The 17,135-nt window shown below is 38.7% G+C and carries 14 protein-coding genes and 1 pseudogene; 7 read left to right on the forward strand and 8 right to left on the reverse strand.

Annotation, left to right across the window (positions count from 1 at the left end; genetic code table 11):
- Positions 1-20: 20 nt before the first annotated feature.
- The 3 genes from MMG00_RS00320 (at position 21) to MMG00_RS00330 (ending at position 3,461) form a co-directional block, all read left to right on the forward strand.
- A complete protein-coding gene (locus MMG00_RS00320) occupies positions 21-437 on the forward strand; it encodes an NUDIX hydrolase (RefSeq protein WP_242149819.1) in 417 nt (138 codons plus the stop codon).
- 482 nt (positions 438-919) lie between these two features.
- Positions 920-1,876: an agmatinase gene (gene speB, locus MMG00_RS00325; protein WP_242149823.1), complete on the forward strand. Its 957-nt coding sequence runs from the start codon at positions 920-922 to the stop codon at positions 1,874-1,876.
- 187 nt (positions 1,877-2,063) lie between these two features.
- A complete protein-coding gene (locus MMG00_RS00330) occupies positions 2,064-3,461 on the forward strand; it encodes a YjiH family protein (protein ID WP_242149827.1) in 1,398 nt (465 codons plus the stop codon).
- 118 nt (positions 3,462-3,579) lie between these two features.
- Here MMG00_RS00330 and MMG00_RS00335 read toward each other — a convergent pair whose 3' ends face one another.
- On the reverse strand, positions 3,580-4,002 hold the full coding sequence (locus MMG00_RS00335; RefSeq protein ID WP_242149830.1) for a GNAT family N-acetyltransferase: 423 nt from the start codon (positions 4,000-4,002) through the stop codon (positions 3,580-3,582).
- An 88-nt stretch (positions 4,003-4,090) separates the two neighbouring features.
- On the opposite strand from MMG00_RS00335, the gene MMG00_RS00340 reads away from it, so the two are divergent.
- Complete coding sequence (locus MMG00_RS00340) at positions 4,091-4,894, forward strand: integrase core domain-containing protein (protein WP_242153261.1); 804 nt, start codon at positions 4,091-4,093, stop codon at positions 4,892-4,894.
- A 341-nt stretch (positions 4,895-5,235) separates the two neighbouring features.
- Here MMG00_RS00340 and MMG00_RS00345 read toward each other — a convergent pair whose 3' ends face one another.
- Together MMG00_RS00345 and MMG00_RS00350 are read right to left on the reverse strand one after the other, a co-directional pair.
- Complete coding sequence (locus tag MMG00_RS00345; protein WP_242149833.1) at positions 5,236-6,261, reverse strand: methionine synthase; 1,026 nt, start codon at positions 6,259-6,261, stop codon at positions 5,236-5,238.
- Between the two features lie 49 nt (positions 6,262-6,310).
- A complete protein-coding gene (locus tag MMG00_RS00350) occupies positions 6,311-7,288 on the reverse strand; it encodes a DUF1852 domain-containing protein (protein WP_242149835.1) in 978 nt (325 codons plus the stop codon).
- A gap of 214 nt (positions 7,289-7,502) precedes the next feature.
- Between MMG00_RS00350 and MMG00_RS00355 the strand changes: the two genes are divergently transcribed.
- The 3 genes from MMG00_RS00355 to MMG00_RS00365 all read left to right on the forward strand — a co-directional run bounded on the left by MMG00_RS00355 (position 7,503) and on the right by MMG00_RS00365 (position 11,076).
- Entirely contained in the window at positions 7,503-8,414 is a 912-nt protein-coding gene (locus tag MMG00_RS00355) for a LysR family transcriptional regulator (RefSeq protein WP_242149838.1), read from the forward strand.
- Positions 8,415-8,788: 374 nt separating this feature from the next.
- A complete protein-coding gene (locus MMG00_RS00360) occupies positions 8,789-10,678 on the forward strand; it encodes an aminotransferase class I/II-fold pyridoxal phosphate-dependent enzyme (protein ID WP_242149841.1) in 1,890 nt (629 codons plus the stop codon).
- Between the two features lie 155 nt (positions 10,679-10,833).
- Positions 10,834-11,076 carry an RNA-binding S4 domain-containing protein gene (locus MMG00_RS00365; RefSeq protein WP_270049319.1) on the forward strand — a complete coding sequence of 81 codons (243 nt, stop codon included), beginning with the start codon at positions 10,834-10,836 and terminating at the stop codon, positions 11,074-11,076.
- Positions 11,077-11,186: 110 nt separating this feature from the next.
- On the opposite strand, the pseudogene MMG00_RS00370 reads toward MMG00_RS00365, so the two are convergent.
- From MMG00_RS00370 to MMG00_RS00390, 5 genes and pseudogenes are all read right to left on the reverse strand, one after another.
- Positions 11,187-12,409, reverse strand: a pseudogene (locus MMG00_RS00370) (aromatic amino acid transport family protein).
- Positions 12,410-12,429: 20 nt separating this feature from the next.
- Entirely contained in the window at positions 12,430-12,777 is a 348-nt protein-coding gene (locus MMG00_RS00375; RefSeq protein ID WP_242149844.1) for a cupin domain-containing protein, read from the reverse strand.
- 223 nt (positions 12,778-13,000) lie between these two features.
- Positions 13,001-14,434: an NAD(P)/FAD-dependent oxidoreductase gene (locus tag MMG00_RS00380; protein ID WP_242149847.1), complete on the reverse strand. Its 1,434-nt coding sequence runs from the start codon at positions 14,432-14,434 to the stop codon at positions 13,001-13,003.
- Between the two features lie 147 nt (positions 14,435-14,581).
- The gene (locus tag MMG00_RS00385; protein ID WP_242149850.1) at positions 14,582-16,072 is read right to left on the reverse strand and encodes a PucR family transcriptional regulator; all 1,491 of its coding nucleotides are present in this window, start codon (positions 16,070-16,072) and stop codon (positions 14,582-14,584) included.
- Between the two features lie 124 nt (positions 16,073-16,196).
- Entirely contained in the window at positions 16,197-17,000 is an 804-nt protein-coding gene (locus MMG00_RS00390; RefSeq protein ID WP_242153261.1) for an integrase core domain-containing protein, read from the reverse strand.
- Between the last annotated feature and the right edge of the window lie 135 nt (positions 17,001-17,135).

Below are 17,135 nucleotides of genomic sequence, written 5' to 3' on the forward strand. Positions count from 1 at the left end.
CCTTTTGATTTGAGAAAAAAATGATGAAAATAGTCAATCTTATTGTGGTGTTTAATCCTGATGAAACAAAAGTTTTAATGTGCCAAAGAACAAGGGATCCTTATTTAGGGCTGTATAACTTTGTGGGTGGCAAGGTTGATCCGGGAGAAGATCTGCTTGAGGCAGCTTATCGTGAGCTTTTTGAAGAGACAGGGATTGAAAAGGGAGATATTGCTTTGACGCACATGATTGACTATATCTATCCGATCGATCAGTTAACGATGAATATCTATTATGGTGTTTTAAATAAGGAAGTTGTTCTGATTGAAGAGAAGCAACCGCTTTTATGGTTTGATGTGACGCAGAATTTTATGGCGGTAAGCTTTGCCGGCAATGGTAATCTCTATCATATGGTGGAATGTGCGAAATATTACTTAACCAAAGCAAAGGCTCAATAACCACTCAAAGGAAGTTAAGGACTATAAAAGGATTCCATATTCCATGGTGATATAGGGAAATAGGCGATTCGCTTTAAAAAATCGAGTCTTAAACAGCGAGCATGGGATTTTAGAAAGAGCACGAAACATTCCTTATAGCCTTGTATCAATCTATAAAGGTACGTCTTAAACAATGCATTAAAAAATGCCGGATAGAATAACTTTTTATTGTTAATAGCCGATGCGCCGGTATTTCAATAAGCCGGTTTTGAATCTTTGCACTCTAATTCTTGGTGATAGTTAATTTTGGAAAATCGTCAGAGCCTTTCTGGCGATTTTTTTGTCTAATTTTTGTGAGCGCTCTGTTAATGCCAGCGGATAATACATATTAAAATGAATATGTATACTTATGAATAAGTTAATAGAATAAACCACAAAACCTGCCTAATATGAATTGAACACAAAAATAATAGTAATGTTTGTCTAATGATGGAGGATGACTTATGACAAAGAAATTCAATCAACCTTTAGGTGGAAACGAAATGCCACGTTGTGGCGGTATTGCAACAATGATGCGCTTACCAACCCAAGCCGATGCAAAAGGCTTAGATGCCGCATTTGTTGGGATTCCTTTTGATATCGGTGCGTCAAATCGCCCAGGAACCCGCTTAGGACCAAGACAGATTCGTGATGAATCTAGAATGCTTCGTCCTTATAATGTTGCAACAAAAGCCGCCCCTTTTGAAAGCATGCAAATTGCCGATATTGGGGATGTGCCTATTAATACTTTTAATATTCTTAAAAGCATGGACATTATTACGAACTTTTATCGTGATAATATTTTAGCGCATGATGCGATTCCGCTCACATTAGGGGGCGATCACACAATTGTCTTACCGATTCTTCGTGCGATGAAAGAGAAACATGGCCCGGTTGGGCTTATTCACGTGGATGCGCATGCAGATATTAATGATACGATGTTTGGGGAAAAAATTGCGCACGGAACCCCATTTCGCCGCGCAGTAGAGGAAGGGTTACTCGATTGTAATCGTGTTGTACAGATCGGGCTTCGTGGGACAGGTTATAGCGCAGATGAGTTTGATTGGGGCAAAGAGCAAGGCTTTAAAGTGGTTCCGGCAGAAGAGTGCTGGCATAAATCGCTCGTTCCGCTGATGGCTGAAATCAGAGAGCTGATGAAAGATGGGCCTGTTTATTTAAGCTATGATATCGATAGTTTCGATCCAGCGCATGCGCCGGGAACAGGAACGGTGGAAATCGGCGGGCTAACAGTACCGCAAGGATTAGAGATCGTTCGTGGTCTTAAGGGCTTAAATATTGTGGGTGCAGATTTAGTGGAAGTCTCTCCTCCTTATGACCCATTTGGCACAACGGCAGTCTTAGGCGCTAACATGTTATTTGAAATGTTATGCGTTTTACCCAAGGTTCGTTACGACGAATAAATATTCATAATATAAGATTAGACAAGCGTGAGAGATCACGCTTTTATAATCCTTTGATAATGTAAATCAATAGATTAAGTCTAATATCAATAGATAGCCTCTCTCTTCTTGTCATAATAAAAAAATAAGCTGGGAAAACAGCAAGAGCGGCATCTGCCTTTATCTATAAGGGCATTAAGGAGCGAAAATGAAAACAAATGAAGCATCGACAACCGGTGAGATACGGGTGTGTCAAAAGGAGCAAGCGCCTCGAAAAACGGCACTGATTAAATTTATTATCTGTTCTCTCATCGGCGTACTATTTTTTTTAACCCCTATTTTTTGGGATGGCGAGTGGACGATTGGTATTGGCGTTTTAGCTAGCCTTTTAAAATCAGTCATTAGCGAAAATACCTTACCAACTGTGGCCTATATTTTAGTGACATTCTCTGCGGTGATGACCTTATTAGTCGGGATTTTTAAACCCAGTAGAATCGTGACAGATTCCTATCTCTCTTCTCTTTTTTATCCGACCAAAATTTGGTTTATTTTAAGAATTATTGGTGGAATATTTGTTAACTTTATCTACTGGCAAGTTGGCCCTGAATGGGTTTATAGCAGTAATACGGGCGGATTAATTCTAAACGATTTAAACCCTGTATTGATCCCTTTTTTCCTCTTTGCCATGTTGTTACTGCCATTTCTTGTGGATTATGGTTTGATGGAATTTGTGGGAATCTTATTATCAAAAGTCTTCCAAAAGGTCTTTCGATTACCAGGGCGTGTTGCGATTGATGCGATGGCATCGTGGTTGGGGTCATCAGCAGTAGGGGTGATTATTACATCACAGCAATATGAGCGAGGATTTTATAGTGCAAGGCAAGCTGCCGTTGCCGCCACGAACTTCTCGGTTGCTTCCATTGCTTTTAGCTTATTGATTGTGAGCTTTTTAAATATTACGCATCTCTTTTTACCTTTTTATGCTGTGGTTGTTGTCACTGCTTTATCACTTGCGATGATTATGCCAAGACTTCCGCCTTTATCTCGTAAAAAAGATCATTATTTAGTAGAGGGAAATGCGTCTACTGAATTAATACCAAAAGGAATCTCTTTGCCGAAATGGGCCATTTCTCAAGCAGTGAATAAGGCAGAGCGAGCACCCTCTATCTCAAAATCTTTATTTAGAAGTCTGTTTGTTTTATTAGATGTCTATATGGGGTTATTGCCGCTGATGTTTGCAATTGGAACATTTGCTTTAGCGATCTCAGAATATACGCCGATCTTTACCTATCTCTCATATCCATTTATCTACTATTTAGATCTATTGGCGATTCCTGAAGCGGCAAAAGCTGCACCAACCATGTTAGTCGGATTTGCAGATATGTTTTTGCCGGCAGTTTTAGGGCACGCAATTGAAAGTGAGTTAACCCGTTTTGTCATTGCGTGTGTGTCCGTTGTGCAGATTATCTATTTAACAGAAGTCGGCGCATTGATTCTTCGTTCAAAAATTCCGCTCAATTTCCTAGAGCTACTAATGATTTTTTTAATCAGAACGATCATAGCCTTACCGATTATCGCCTTCTTTGCCCACTTTGTGGTGTTTTAAAGAATTAATAAATCACAAATTTCGATTGTAAAGCCTATCGAGACATTGCCTAATCTCTTCATTGATGTGAGGGATTAGGCTTTTTTATGGCAATTTTTTTAATAGCGTATTTTGGGAGCTAAAGCGTTTTACGAAGATAGTATCTACTAAAAGTTAAAGGGAAATCCACTTCTTCTGCAAAGATCTTATAGCCCAAAGCTTTGTAAAATTCAGGCGCTTGAAAAGAGAAGGTATCGACGGCAATATAATGGCATTTTCTTTCACGGGCGATTCTTTCCGCCTCTAACATCAGCTTTTTTCCTAAGCCTTGTCCTTTATATGCTTCATCCACCGCTAAAAACTGAATCTGTAAGGTTCCCCATATAGAGCGACCTAACAGTCCTGCGATAATTTTGCCATTCTCTTTGGCAATAATCTCTAATGGATCATTGTTGCAATCGGTAAGATGCTCGGTATGCTTTTTGTTATAAGCCGCTAAGATTGTTTTAACGGCAGAAGCGTTGTCATCATTGGTGCTATTTTTAATAGAAATTTCGAGCATAAAGGGATTCCTAGGTAATGTTATTCAATAAATCTATCATTTGTAGGATTTTATCGCGTTGTTTACAGTATTAGGAGAAAATACTGTTATGAATATCCATCGAAAAACAAAATTAACGCCGTTTCATCGAGAAGAGATTTGGCGATTACATCATCAAGAAAAATTTACCGTAACCTATCTAGCTGAGCGTTTTATGGTAAGCAGACCTACGATCTATAAAGTACTAAAACAAGGTAGATTGAACTTGTTTGTGCCATTAGCTAGTAAAAATGAACGTTATAGAACAATTAAGTATGGCATTAAACGTCTTGCAAAGATTGAAAAATCTATTGAAGAGAAACTTAAAAAAAGGGCTAAACGTTATAACAAAAACTATCCTGGCGAGATGGTCCATGTGGATACTAAACGGCTCCCTCTTTTAAAAGGGGATCTTAAAAATCGCACTAGAGAGTATTTATTTGTAGGAATTGATGATTTTTCAAGAGAACTTTATGCCGGTATTTATCCTGATAAATCACAGTTTAGTGCTGCTGAATTTCTTCGATGGGATCTGTTAGAACAGTGTCCCTATACTGTAGAATGCACCTATTCGGATAATGGTCGTGAGTATAAGGGTACATCAGAACATGCCTTTGTCGAAATGTGTCTAACACATAAGATTAATCAAAAGTTTACAAAGCCAGCTTGCCCTCAAACGAATGGAAAAGCAGAAAGAGTCATTCGAACACTCATGGAAATGTGGCATAATCAGGAGGAGTTTATCAGTTCAGATGATCGGAAAAAGAAGCTAAAACGATTTTTGAACTATTACAACACAGTAAAACCTCATAAGGGTATTAATGGTTTAACGCCTTATGAAGTTTTAGAAAATTATTTTAACACTGAAGTGTAAACAACCCGCCGATTTCTAACATATCATTAATATGTACCTTTATAGATTTATGCAAGGCAGGAGGGAATGTTTCGTGTTCTTTCTAAAATCCCGTGCCAGCTGTTTAAGAAACATTATTTTAAAAGTATTAAGGGTACAGAGTATGTATCAAATTAGCTTGCATGCTGCCGGATAGAACGATTCTTGTACTTCTCATAATCGATGCGCCGGCAATTTGATTCAGTTACTTTTAAACTGATTTTACTATAGTCTAGGGAATAAAAAACTCACGGAGATTATCAAGGGATGAGTCCTTTACAATCTCTGTGAGTATTAATAAATATGATGCGTTGTTAAGAGGTTTATAGTTCTCCACGAACTATTTTCGTACCGGCACTAAGTGCTTCGAGCTTTCCTCTTGCTACTTCACGCGATAATGGCGCCATGCCGCAGTTAGTTGAAGGATAGAGCTTATCTGCATCGACAAACTGTAAGGCTTTACGTAGCACATTAGCGACTTGTTCTGGTGTTTCAATGGTATTTGTCGCAACATCAATCGCGCCCACCATCACTTTTTTGCCACGGATAAGCTCAATGAGATCCATCGGCACATGAGAGTTTTGGCATTCTAAAGAGATAATATCGATATTGGATTTTTGCAGTTTTGGGAATGACTCTTCATATTGGCGCCACTCTGATCCGAGTGTTTTTTTCCAATCGGTATTGGCTTGAATGCCATAGCCATAGCAAATATGAACGGCTGTTTCACATTTAAGCCCTTCAATAGCTCTTTCTAATGTGGCAATTCCCCAATCATTGACTTCATCAAAGAAGACATTAAATGCCGGCTCATCAAATTGGATGATATCAACGCCGGCAGCTTCTAGCTCTTTCGCTTCTTGATTTAAAATGGTGGCAAATTCCCAAGCAAGCTTTTGACGGCTCTTATAATGGGCATCATAGAGCGTATCAATCATGGTCATTGGCCCTGGAAGTGCCCATTTGATTGGTTTGTTGGTAAGTTTACGTAGGAACTTTGCATCTTCAACAAAAACCGGTTTTCTGCGCTCTACAGCACTAACAACCGTTGGGACACTTGCATCATAACGATCACGAATTCTCACGGTTTCTCTTTTTTCAAAATCAACGCCACTAAGATGCTCGATAAAGGTGGTAACAAAATGCTGACGAGTCTGCTCGCCATCACTAACGATATCAATGCCGGCAAGATCTTGCTCAAGCAGAGCGATGCGTAGCGCATCTTGTTTGCCTTCTGTTAATATTTCGTTGTCGAGCTTCCAAGGAGACCAGAGCTTTTCAGGCTCTGCAAGCCAAGTAGGTTTAGGTAGACTGCCGGCAGTTGATGTCGGTAATAAAATTTTCTTCATAATAGGTATCCCTTGCGAGTATTTGTTATTTTTTATGATGTTTTAAATATTAAAGCGCATAATTCGCCGCCCATTGCTCTAGGAATGATTGGTAGGGCTTAATGAAAGCTTCTTCTGTAAATTTCCCCTGTTTAATCGCTAACGCACTTCGTTCTTCACGATCATAGACAATTTGTGTCACAGAGTGATCGGCATTTTTGAGATTGGGTTTATAACATCTTCCGGCGGCGGCATTTGCGTTATAAATTTCAGGTCTATAGATCTTTTGGAAGGTTTCCATCGTACTAATAGTGCTGATAAGCTCTAAGTTTGTGTAATCATTTAATAGATCACCTTTAAAGTAAAATGCTAGTGGTGCAGCGCTATTAGGCGGCATGAAGTAGCGAACCTCTAAGCCCATTTTTTTAAAGTATTGCTCTGTCAGCGATGCTTCATCAGGGAGATATTCAACGCCTAAAATAGGATGGTGATTTTCAGTTCTATGGTAGGTTTTACTATCAGATACAGATAAACAGATCACTGGGAGCTTTGTGAAGTGCGCGCGGTAAGCATCTGAATGGATGAAGCTTTGAAAGAGCTTACCGTGAAGATCGCCAAAATCTTTTGGAATACTAAATGATGCTTGATTCTTATTATGATCAAGAAGTAAGACACTAAAGTCATAATCTCTAACATAAGAGGAGAAGTTATTACCAACAATTCCTTCAGTACGGGTATTGAGTTTATGATCAATAATATTTGTTTTTAAAATTTCAATGGAGGGGAAAGAACTCTTTGCTCCGGCAATATCCATCTCTACAGAAATAATTTCAAGTTCAATCTCATAGCGATCACCTTGGGGATTATCCCAATTCGCTAGCGCATTAAAGCGGTTATTGATCATATTTAAGGTATTACGAAGGTTTTCCTGACGGCTTTCTCCCCTTGCTAAATTGGCAAAGTTCGTTGTCAGACGGGTGCTATCTGCTGGGTGGTAATTTTCGTTAAAAATAATACTTTTAATATTGAATGAAAATTGTGTATTCATGGTATCGCTGCCTATTTGTCAAAATGACGCTGAGATTTTATCAGCGTTATTATTTATAAGGTGATTAGGGATGGTAAAAGGCTTGCTATTAGTGCTGTTAGCCTTAGCTTTTGTTTTATTTTGCGCAAATAAAGACACTTTAAGTATTGTAGGTAACTCAATATATGAAGTAAAATGGATTTATTTCACCTATCCATGAATTTTACTCATCATTATGTTAGAACGAATCCATCTTAATATTGTGCAGCAAGTGGAAAAGCAGGGCTCTTTAACTAAAGCCGCATCTGTTTTGCATGTCACTCAATCGGCGTTAAGCCATAGTATGAAGAAGCTTGAAGAGCAGTTAGGGACACAAGTTTGGCGGCGAGAAGGGCGCAGTTTACAGCTCACTCAGGCAGGTCAGTATTTACTATTTGTCGCTAATCGAGTCTTGCCGCAACTTGATTTAGCAGAAGATCGTTTGCGTCAATTTTCACAAGGGGAAAGAGGCAGGCTCAGTATTGGGATGGAATGTCATCCTTGTTACCAATGGCTGTTAAAAGTGGTTTCTCCCTATTTAAGTCAGTGGCCCGATGTGGATGTAGATGTAAAACAACGCTTTCAGTTTGGCGGCATTGGCGCATTGATTGGGTTTGAGATAGATGTGCTTGTTACGCCCGATCCTCTTTATAAGCCTGGGCTCAAGTTTATGCCGGTATTTGATTATGAGCAGGTGCTAGTTGTTGCGAAAGATCATCCTTTTGCAGGGATTGATTATTTGAAGCCAGAGCAGATGACAAGTGAGGTATTAATCTCTTATCCTGTCGATATTGATCGTTTGGATATTTATAACCAATTTATGTTGCCGGCAGGGATTACGCCAATGCGTCATAAAGTGATTGAAACTACCGATATTATGCTACAAATGGTCGCAAGTGGGCGCGGAGTATCGGCATTACCCCGTTGGCTAGTGGATGAGTATGCTCAGCAATTAGAGATTGTACCGGTCAGATTGGGCAAACAAGGGATCGCAAAGCAAATTTTTTTAGGTTTTCGGGAGACAGATAGTGATATTGGTTATCTAGAAGCATTTGTAACGTTAGCAAAAGCTGTTTCTCCTAAATTTACGAAAAATTTTGCCAAGTAGTTGTAAGGCTATGTATCTAAAAGAGTATATAGTGATTTCCAAATACAATCAGAGGTCAAAATTTATTGGTTAGTCATCCTCCTAAAATAGGTTGATGAGCGGCTGGGTCGAATGCTTGCATGTTTTTTGAAATTACGTGCCAGCAGTTTTAAGCTTTTTTCGGCTCGTATCGGAATTTAATGCGTAATAGCTATATTTTCTCTTTAAGTTATCCGTAAGGCTTTTTTAGATCATATAGGTTTAGAACGTGTATGATGAAAGTTCGCATTACTATCAATGTAAAGCAGTAGATTTCAACATGGAGGTAAAGGATTCATAAAAGAATCCGGAGAACCGATTTTAATATTCACCACTAAAAATAAGAAGGGCAATACATGAGTTCATTATGCACAGTGTTAATTGTTTCTAAAGAGGGAAAAAGCGCCATTAAGAATCAGATGTTAGTGGCAGCGCCACTCATGGTGGCCTTTGAAAATTGTAGCTTTGAGCAGTTTCCAGAATATATCTTAGATCCTAATATTCATGCCGTTATTTTTGTAGGACATCTCTTAAATAAGGCGCATATTAAGGACTTAGTGCCAATTGTGGCGGGGGATTGGCGTTTGGAGCTAAATGCTTATTGGTGGCATAAGCCTGATAAGATAAATCCTGTTCCAGAGAGAATTGCAGATTGCCCTTTAGAAATATTTTCGCCTAAAGCGTTATTAGATCGAGTTTGCCAAGATTTAGTGGAAAGAGCATCAACGCCATTTTTTAGTGCCTTAAGGGAATATGTACAAACGCAGCCAGATTCTTGGCATACGCCAGGACACTCTAATGGTAATTCACTGCGTTATAGTGCATGGGGTACAGACTTTTATCACTTTGTTGGGCAAAGTATGTGGCAAGCGGATTTATCAGTATCCGTTCAGAGCCTTGATTCCTTACTTCATCCTGAAGGCGTGATTGCAAAGGCGCAAGATCTAGCAGCAGATGCGTTTGGCGCTAAGCGAACTTATTTTGCAACCAACGGTTCTTCAACGGCAAATAAAGTGATCCTCCAGAGTGTTTTAACGCCGGGGGATATTTTACTACTTGATCGAAATTGTCATAAGTCTGTGCATCATGGCGTGATTTTATCTGGAGCCGAGCCGATCTACTTAAATAGTAGTGTCAATGAAGAGCTGGGTATTTTTGCCTCCGTTCCTAAAGAGACAATTTTAGAAGCAATTGAAGCGCACCCAACGGCAAAAGCCCTGATTTTGACAAACCCCACTTATGATGGGCTGATTTATGATCTAAAACCGATTATTGAAGCGGCTCATAAACAAGGGATTAAAGTCATTATTGATGAAGCGTGGTACGGTTTTGCGCGTTTTCATCCTATTTTTCGCCCTACAGCATTAGAGCTAGGCGCTGATTATGTGACGCAAAGTACGCATAAGACACTCTCGGCTTTCTCTCAAGCGAGTATGGTTCATGTCAATGATCCGGATCATGATCCCCATATTTTAAGAGAAACCTTTAATATGCATGCATCAACAAGCCCGCAATATAGTATTATTGCCAGTCTTGATGTGGCGCGCCAGCAGATGAGTATGGAAGGGTATTCACTATTAGAAAAGGTGTTAAGTATTGTCGATACTCTTCATCAAAAAATTAATGAGACAAAGCTCTTTAGAGTCTTAAGTTTAGAGGAATTATTGCCGGCATCTTTAAAGCACGACAATATTCGCTTAGATCCCACAAAAGTAACAATTGATGTTAGAGCAACGAATCATTCAGGAGAAGAGATTCAGCAGATTCTGTTTGATGAGTTTGATATTCAAGTGGAGAAATCGACCTTTGCAACGATAACGGTATTAGTTACAATCGGCGCGACAGCCAATAAGATGATGCGTTTGATTCATGCATTAACAACCTTGTCAGAAACATTGCCAAAAAGAAAACGAAAACCAAAGAAAGCTTCTATCAAAATCCCCAAGTTTACAAGCTTAGCGGGATTACCAAGAGATGCCTTCTATTATAGCGGAACGGCTATTCCCGTTGTAAAAGCTGGTAAGCTTAATAAAAAATTGATAGGCAGAGTCAGCTGTGACCAGATTGTGCCATATCCGCCAGGAATCCCGGTATTAGTGCCGGCACAAGTGATTGATGAAGCGGTGCTTGATTATCTTGCAAAGCTAATTATTTCCGATACTAACTTTGAAATTCATGGTTTGGTGAAAGTCGATGGGGAGTATGCCTTAAGAGTCCTTACCGATAGTGAAACTCTTGAATGGTAAATTTGCATGATAAATTTAAGGAAGTCACAGATTAAGGAAGCGCAATGATAACCCTTTAGGTGTAAAATGCTCTTCTCTGGGAGCTTAAAGATTAGTGTAATGACTAGTCGCAGCTCTCGTTCTAGTAGTTATATTGATGATATAAGAGTTAAAAAATGATTAAAGAAGCGTTTTATTTAGAGAACCATCCCCATGTCGCATTAAATGATCTATTAAAAATGACGGGTATTGCTGAAACGGGTGGGCGCGCGAAACTAATGGTGGCGGATGAGCTTATCAGTGTGAATGGGGCGCTTGAACTTCGTAAAACGGCTAAAATTCTCGCAGGAAGTGTGGTTACTGGCACTATTGATGGTCAGGATTTTGAAATTACGGTACTTGAAGGTTTTCCGGCATAATTGATTTGATAATCAAATCTGTATGAAAAAGCTATCTTTCAAGAATCAAAGCCCCATTTTTAATGAATGGGGCTTTTTATGGATGTTTTTAATCTTTGGCTTTTATAAAATTACCAACCAAAAGGTAATAATCCAAAAAGAGAAGCAATGGCATAGATACCGCTAAAGACAAAGATTGAGATAATCGTGATCTGAATAGCAGGATGCGCATACCAGCCACAGACAAAAGCAGGTTCTAGATCCCCATGTTTACGAGATTTTCTAAGAAGTAAGATAGGGAAGATTCCCATCATGACCCCACCTGCGGTACCAGCAAAATATAGGGCGTTTACAAAGCTCCCAAAACCTGAGTAAGCAAGAATAAAAGGAGGGATAGAAACAACCGCAAGAGCTAGAATACGTTTACCTTTTTGTGTTTCATCCCCTAATTTAAAGAAGTCGAAGATGTTTGAAAAGAGTGATCCACCTAAGCCCCAATAGGAGGTTAAAAGAGCTAGTAAAGCAAAGGTGTTTGCAGTGTAATAAGCCCAAGATCCTAAAGATTTACCCCAACTTAAAGTGGCTACTTGCGTGACATTTTCTAAGCCAACAAGGGCAATAACAGAAGCTGGGATAATCGCAGTGATCGTTAAACTTGCGATCATGCCTATAATAATCAACATCGGGATTCTTTTAGGTGTTGTAAGATTCCCACGGACAAGCTCAGGCACTAAAAATTGTGCGCCAAACACAAAGACCGCGAGATTAAAAATCGGAACGGTATATTTCCACTTAGAATTCCAAAGCTCTGTAACTTGCGTATTATCGTGTAAAAGAGTTGCAATTACGAGGATGATAATTAAAAGAATCATGCAGTTACTAATTAAGCTTTGTCCTGCGCCTAATGCTTTTAAACCTAAGTAGAGAACTAGCACTGAAGGGATAAAGAATATTAAGCTACCAAGCTCCTTAGTCATTCCATAATCCCCAAAGAAAGAGACCATGATATCGCCGCTTCCTGTCATATACGCAGTTAATGCACCAAAGCTATTGGAGCAACAGCAAAGAAGATTAAAACAGCACCTAAAGATCCTAAGTAGCGGCGAGAGAGACCACTTAATTGAAGGTTTCCTTTTGTTCTAAGGCAAGTCTCTGCCACATAGAGCATGGTGATAATACAGCAAATACAAGCAATTAAAAGGCAGACAAATAAAGGTAAATATCCTGAGTTTCTTGCGGCGTAAGCCATACTCATTACGCCTGCGCCAATGTTGGTGCCAATAATAATACCGATGGTCTCTTTGCGTGATAGCGCTTGTGCTTTTAAACCAGAATCATAAGTTTTTGTAGTCATTTTGATGGTTTCCTTATGTATTATGATTTAAAAATCACATAGGATTTTTGTACGGTCTCTTCAATAATCCATGTGCCGGTGGTGTTTTCTGGGAAATAGATGCCATCACCTGCTTGAAAGCTGATCTCAGGATTTCCGTTATCAGGAAGAAAGCGGCCTTTACCTTTGATAAAGTAACTATATTCTGCCTCCTTTACGGCACGTTTCCAAGTGCCGGATGTGCATTCCCAAATTCCCATATCCGCTTCTTTAGATTCACAAGTAAGCGCAACTCGAGTTAGAGATATCTGATCACTAAGGGGGGAAGCGACAGGTGTTTGTTCTGAAAAAACAGTATTTTTTTCTAATCTAAATAAGAAAGGTTTCATTTAATTCCTCCAAGAATTATTTATTATTTTTAAGTTTTAAAGCGATAAAAAGCATTGCGAACCTAAAGGCGCAATTTTGTAAATTAAAAATTTAAGACGTTAGCCAAAAGCCAGTGAAGTGACTTTAAAAAAAGAGCAGTTATGACCTACGGTAAGGAAAAGGGGAGATGATCTGCAGGTCATAACTACTCACAAATTGAGAGGGTTTTGGATTAAAAAGGGATTAGGATTTATCTTCAAGGCCGGCAGGGGCAAGTTTGGCAAACATTAGATCTATTTTGCGTGGCTGCAGGTTGGCAATTTCTCGTTGCTCTTTGCGTAATACCGCATTTCGTACCAGATTTCCCCCAACATATCTAAAAGGCTCACTTGGAAAAGATTTTGTTTGTCGATTAACAAGTGGGCATCGGCTCCACTCGTTATCTAGTTCTAAAGCAAGGCTTGCTAAAATTTTACCGCCTAATTGACTTGGGCTAACGCCATTACCGCTCCAACCAATGCCATAGATAATATTGGGATTATCTTTTAAAGTGCCAAAAATGGGTAAGCTATCGTAAGTACGATCAATAGGGCCAGACCATTGATGGGTGATTTTTTTATTTTTAAGACTGGGATAGCAACGATGAAAATCTTTAATCGTTAAATCAATACTTTGATCATGATGGCTAAAGACGCCATTAATAATGCCTTTATAAGAGATGGCGCCAGTTCCTTTGCCAAATACTACGCGTCCTTTTTGTGTTGTACGGTAATAGTCGACCATTAATTGGGAATCTGTAATGGATTCGCCATCTTTCCAGCCTAACTTTTCAAGTTCGTCAAGAGATTCTTCAGAGGCGATAACAGAGCTATTAACAGGGGTAAATTGTTTTAATAACTCTGGAATTGTAGATGCCCAAGCATTCGTCGCGAGGATCACTTTATTGCACGTAAGGGAGCCGATAATTTGTTGTGCTGGATCTGTAATTGTGAGGCTATTTTTCCCATTGTTAGCATCTATCTGGGAAACCATTGATTGCTCATAGATTTCAATTCCTTGTTCTACGGCAACACGAGCCATTCCTTTGGCGAGTTTAGCAGGTTGTACCGTTGCATTGCTCTTTTCTAATACGCCTGCAAGGTGAATATTAGATCCAGATATTTGTTGTAGTTTTTCTGCTGGAATTACCTCAAAAGGCGTAACGCCGAGTTTTTGGCAAGTGGCAATAGTGGATTGCCAGCTATCGAGATGAGCCTGACAAGTCGCTGTCCAGAGCCATCCATTTTGGATGAACTCGGCATCAATATTGTGTTTTTGACAGAAAACGCCTAGATCATAAATGGCTTGCTCACTGCTTTTTGCGAGAAATAGAGCCTCTTCTTTACTACAAAAGGAGGTTAATGTCCCAATTTTAGGCCACCAAGACATCGCCATTCCACCATTACGTCCAGAAGCGCCGGCACCGCAATGATCTTTTTCCAGCACAACTACGCGAGTATTAGGAGAGAGTTTTTTGATATTTAATGCCGACCATAAGCCAACGAATCCGCCACCAATAATGACAACATCTGTTTCATGATTACCGGCATATTGAGTTAAATTGTTTGATGGCATTTCAGCTTCTGCCTCTTCCATCCAAAAACTTTTTTTCAAAGCATTACTTGCAACTAATTGCATAAAGGTCTCCCCCATTGATTATTGTTATTCATTATTTGAATCATAGGGGAAGGAGGGATTAGAAAACAATTATAAGAATTGATAGAAGTGCAGTGTGCTTTAGACAATTGTATAAAGTGTTAGATGCTGTTGTTTTGATTTCTAACTTCATTCTAAGGAGGTGATTTCTAAGATATTTGCAGCTTTTAGTGCAAACCAAATTTCAGCACAATCATTGGTGGAGTTAATATCTCTATTTAATAACTCTTCAATTTTTTGGATACGATAGATTAAAGTTTGCCGGTGAATATGTAATTGCTTTGCAGAGGTTTCCCATGCCTTATCATTTTTTAAAAAAATCGTCAGTGTCTGAAGGTATTTAGTACCTCGAGTACTATCTTGTTCTCGTAGTTTTCCAAGTGTCATTTCAAAAAGGTTTTGTAATTCTTGGATATTATTCGGTAGCAAAGAGTGAGAATCGGTAAGGTCTGCATAATAAAGCGTGGGGTTTTGGGGTGTTGTTTTTTCTAGAGCAAGTTTTGCTTCTTGAAGACCTGCAATAATCTTATTGGGCGTATTTACAATGTTACTAATGCCGATAGCAGTAAATAGTGGCAATATTTGAGGGATGTCACTCTCATTAATAAGTGCTATTGCATGTTTTTTCTCTTTATTCGTATGAAAGAGAGCCATGATTTTCTTGCGAAATAGAATCTGTTCATAATCTGTTTGTGGTTTTAAAGAGAGATGAAGCGCGCGCATTTCACTAAAGTTCATGCCATGCTCTTTAAGGCGTTTATTGATGGTGAAATCTGAGATTCGTTGATGAATGATATCTTCAATAAAATCGGCATTATTTCTCAACTCACGGTAATAGCGAGAGCTATTTTTCTCTAATACTAAGCTAATCAAAGCCCCAATATGGTGTAGCAAAGCGTAATCTAAATAAGGGGAAATAATGACTAACTCACAGTCATGAGTATTAAGAGGGAAATTGTAGAGGATTTTTTCAGGATCTAATTCTATCTTTTTAATGAGCGAAGGAATCGTTTGGGAGTGACTTAATAGTGATTGTAATGCTGTATTAAATTGTAATGGGATTTGTGGAAGATCGACATGCCAGTTCTCATGGGATGCTTGGTCGATAAGATAGATTGAGATCTGTATAAGATCTTCAAGTCCTTTGATAAACTTAATAAGATCTCGCTGATGTAGTTCGGTTCTTGCATATTCATAAAGGGTTGTGATGAGATTATTTCTTTGAATATGAATTAGGTTGTTCGCATCAATAATTAGTTTTGTGACTGCAGCAAAAGGTACGCCATATTGAGTGATAAGCACGGGAAATTGTAATTTCTCAGCCTCATCACATAATGTAGAGATATCCTCAGGTGCTTCCATGTTTTCCCCAATCATAATTCCAGATAGCTGCGCTTTTGAGAGTTTTTGAATATAGGCGCGTTGTTCTTTTTCGCTAATAGGAATCCCTATCCCCGTTGTCATTAAGAGATCATTTTTAGAGAGCCATAGTGTGGGATCTTTTAGCTCACAAACATGAGCCCATTGAACAGGGTTATGAATGCTGGCTTTACCGCTAATGATCTTAGTTTTTAATGAAGGCGTATCGAGGATTGTTTTGATGGATAACAGATTCGTCATAAGATAAACAACCTTTAAGTTAATAGGATTGAGGAAAGACATTCCCTTAATGTATTCACTATAACGGGTTCATTCAAAGCTGCATAAAGATTCATAAATAATATGTTAGAAATCGGCGGGTTGTTTACACTTCAGTGTTAAAATAATTTTCTAAAACTTCATAAGGCGTTAAACCATTAATACCCTTATGAGGTTTTACTGTGTTGTAATAGTTCAAAAATCGTTTTAGCTTCTTTTTCCGATCATCTGAACTGATAAACTCCTCCTGATTATGCCACATTTCCATGAGTGTTCGAATGACTCTTTCTGCTTTTCCATTCGTTTGAGGGCAAGCTGGCTTTGTAAACTTTTGATTAATCTTATGTGTTAGACACATTTCGACAAAGGCATGTTCTGATGTACCTTTATACTCACGCCCATTATCCGAATAGGTGCATTCTACAGTATAGGGACACTGTTCTAACAGATCCCATCGAAGAAATTCAGCAGCACTAAACTGTGATTTATCAGGATAAATACCGGCATAAAGTTCTCTTGAAAAATCATCAATTCCTACAAATAAATACTCTCTAGTGCGATTTTTAAGATCCCCTTTTAAAAGAGGGAGCCGTTTAGTATCCACATGGACCATCTCGCCAGGATAGTTTTTGTTATAACGTTTAGCCCTCTTTTTAAGTTTCTCTTCAATAGATTTTTCAATCTTTGCAAGACGTTTAATGCCATACTTAATTGTTCTATAACGTTCATTTTTACTAGCTAATGGCACAAACAAGTTCAATCTACCTTGTTTTAGTACTTTATAGATCGTAGGTCTGCTTACCATAAAACGCTCAGCTAGATAGGTTACGGTAAATTTTTCTTGATGATGTAATCGCCAAATCTCTTCTCGATGAAACGGCGTTAATTTTGTTTTTCGATGGATATTCATAACAGTATTTTCTCCTAATACTGTAAACAACGCGATAAAATCCTACAAATAATATGATCTAAAGAATAGAAGTCATGAGTTAGATCGACTATTTAATAGAGATCACTTATTAATATGTATCACGCTATATACCTA

Origin of the sequence: Ignatzschineria rhizosphaerae, assembly GCF_022655595.1 — a bacterium.
In the GTDB taxonomy this organism is placed as follows: Bacteria; Pseudomonadota; Gammaproteobacteria; order Cardiobacteriales; family Wohlfahrtiimonadaceae; genus Ignatzschineria; species Ignatzschineria rhizosphaerae.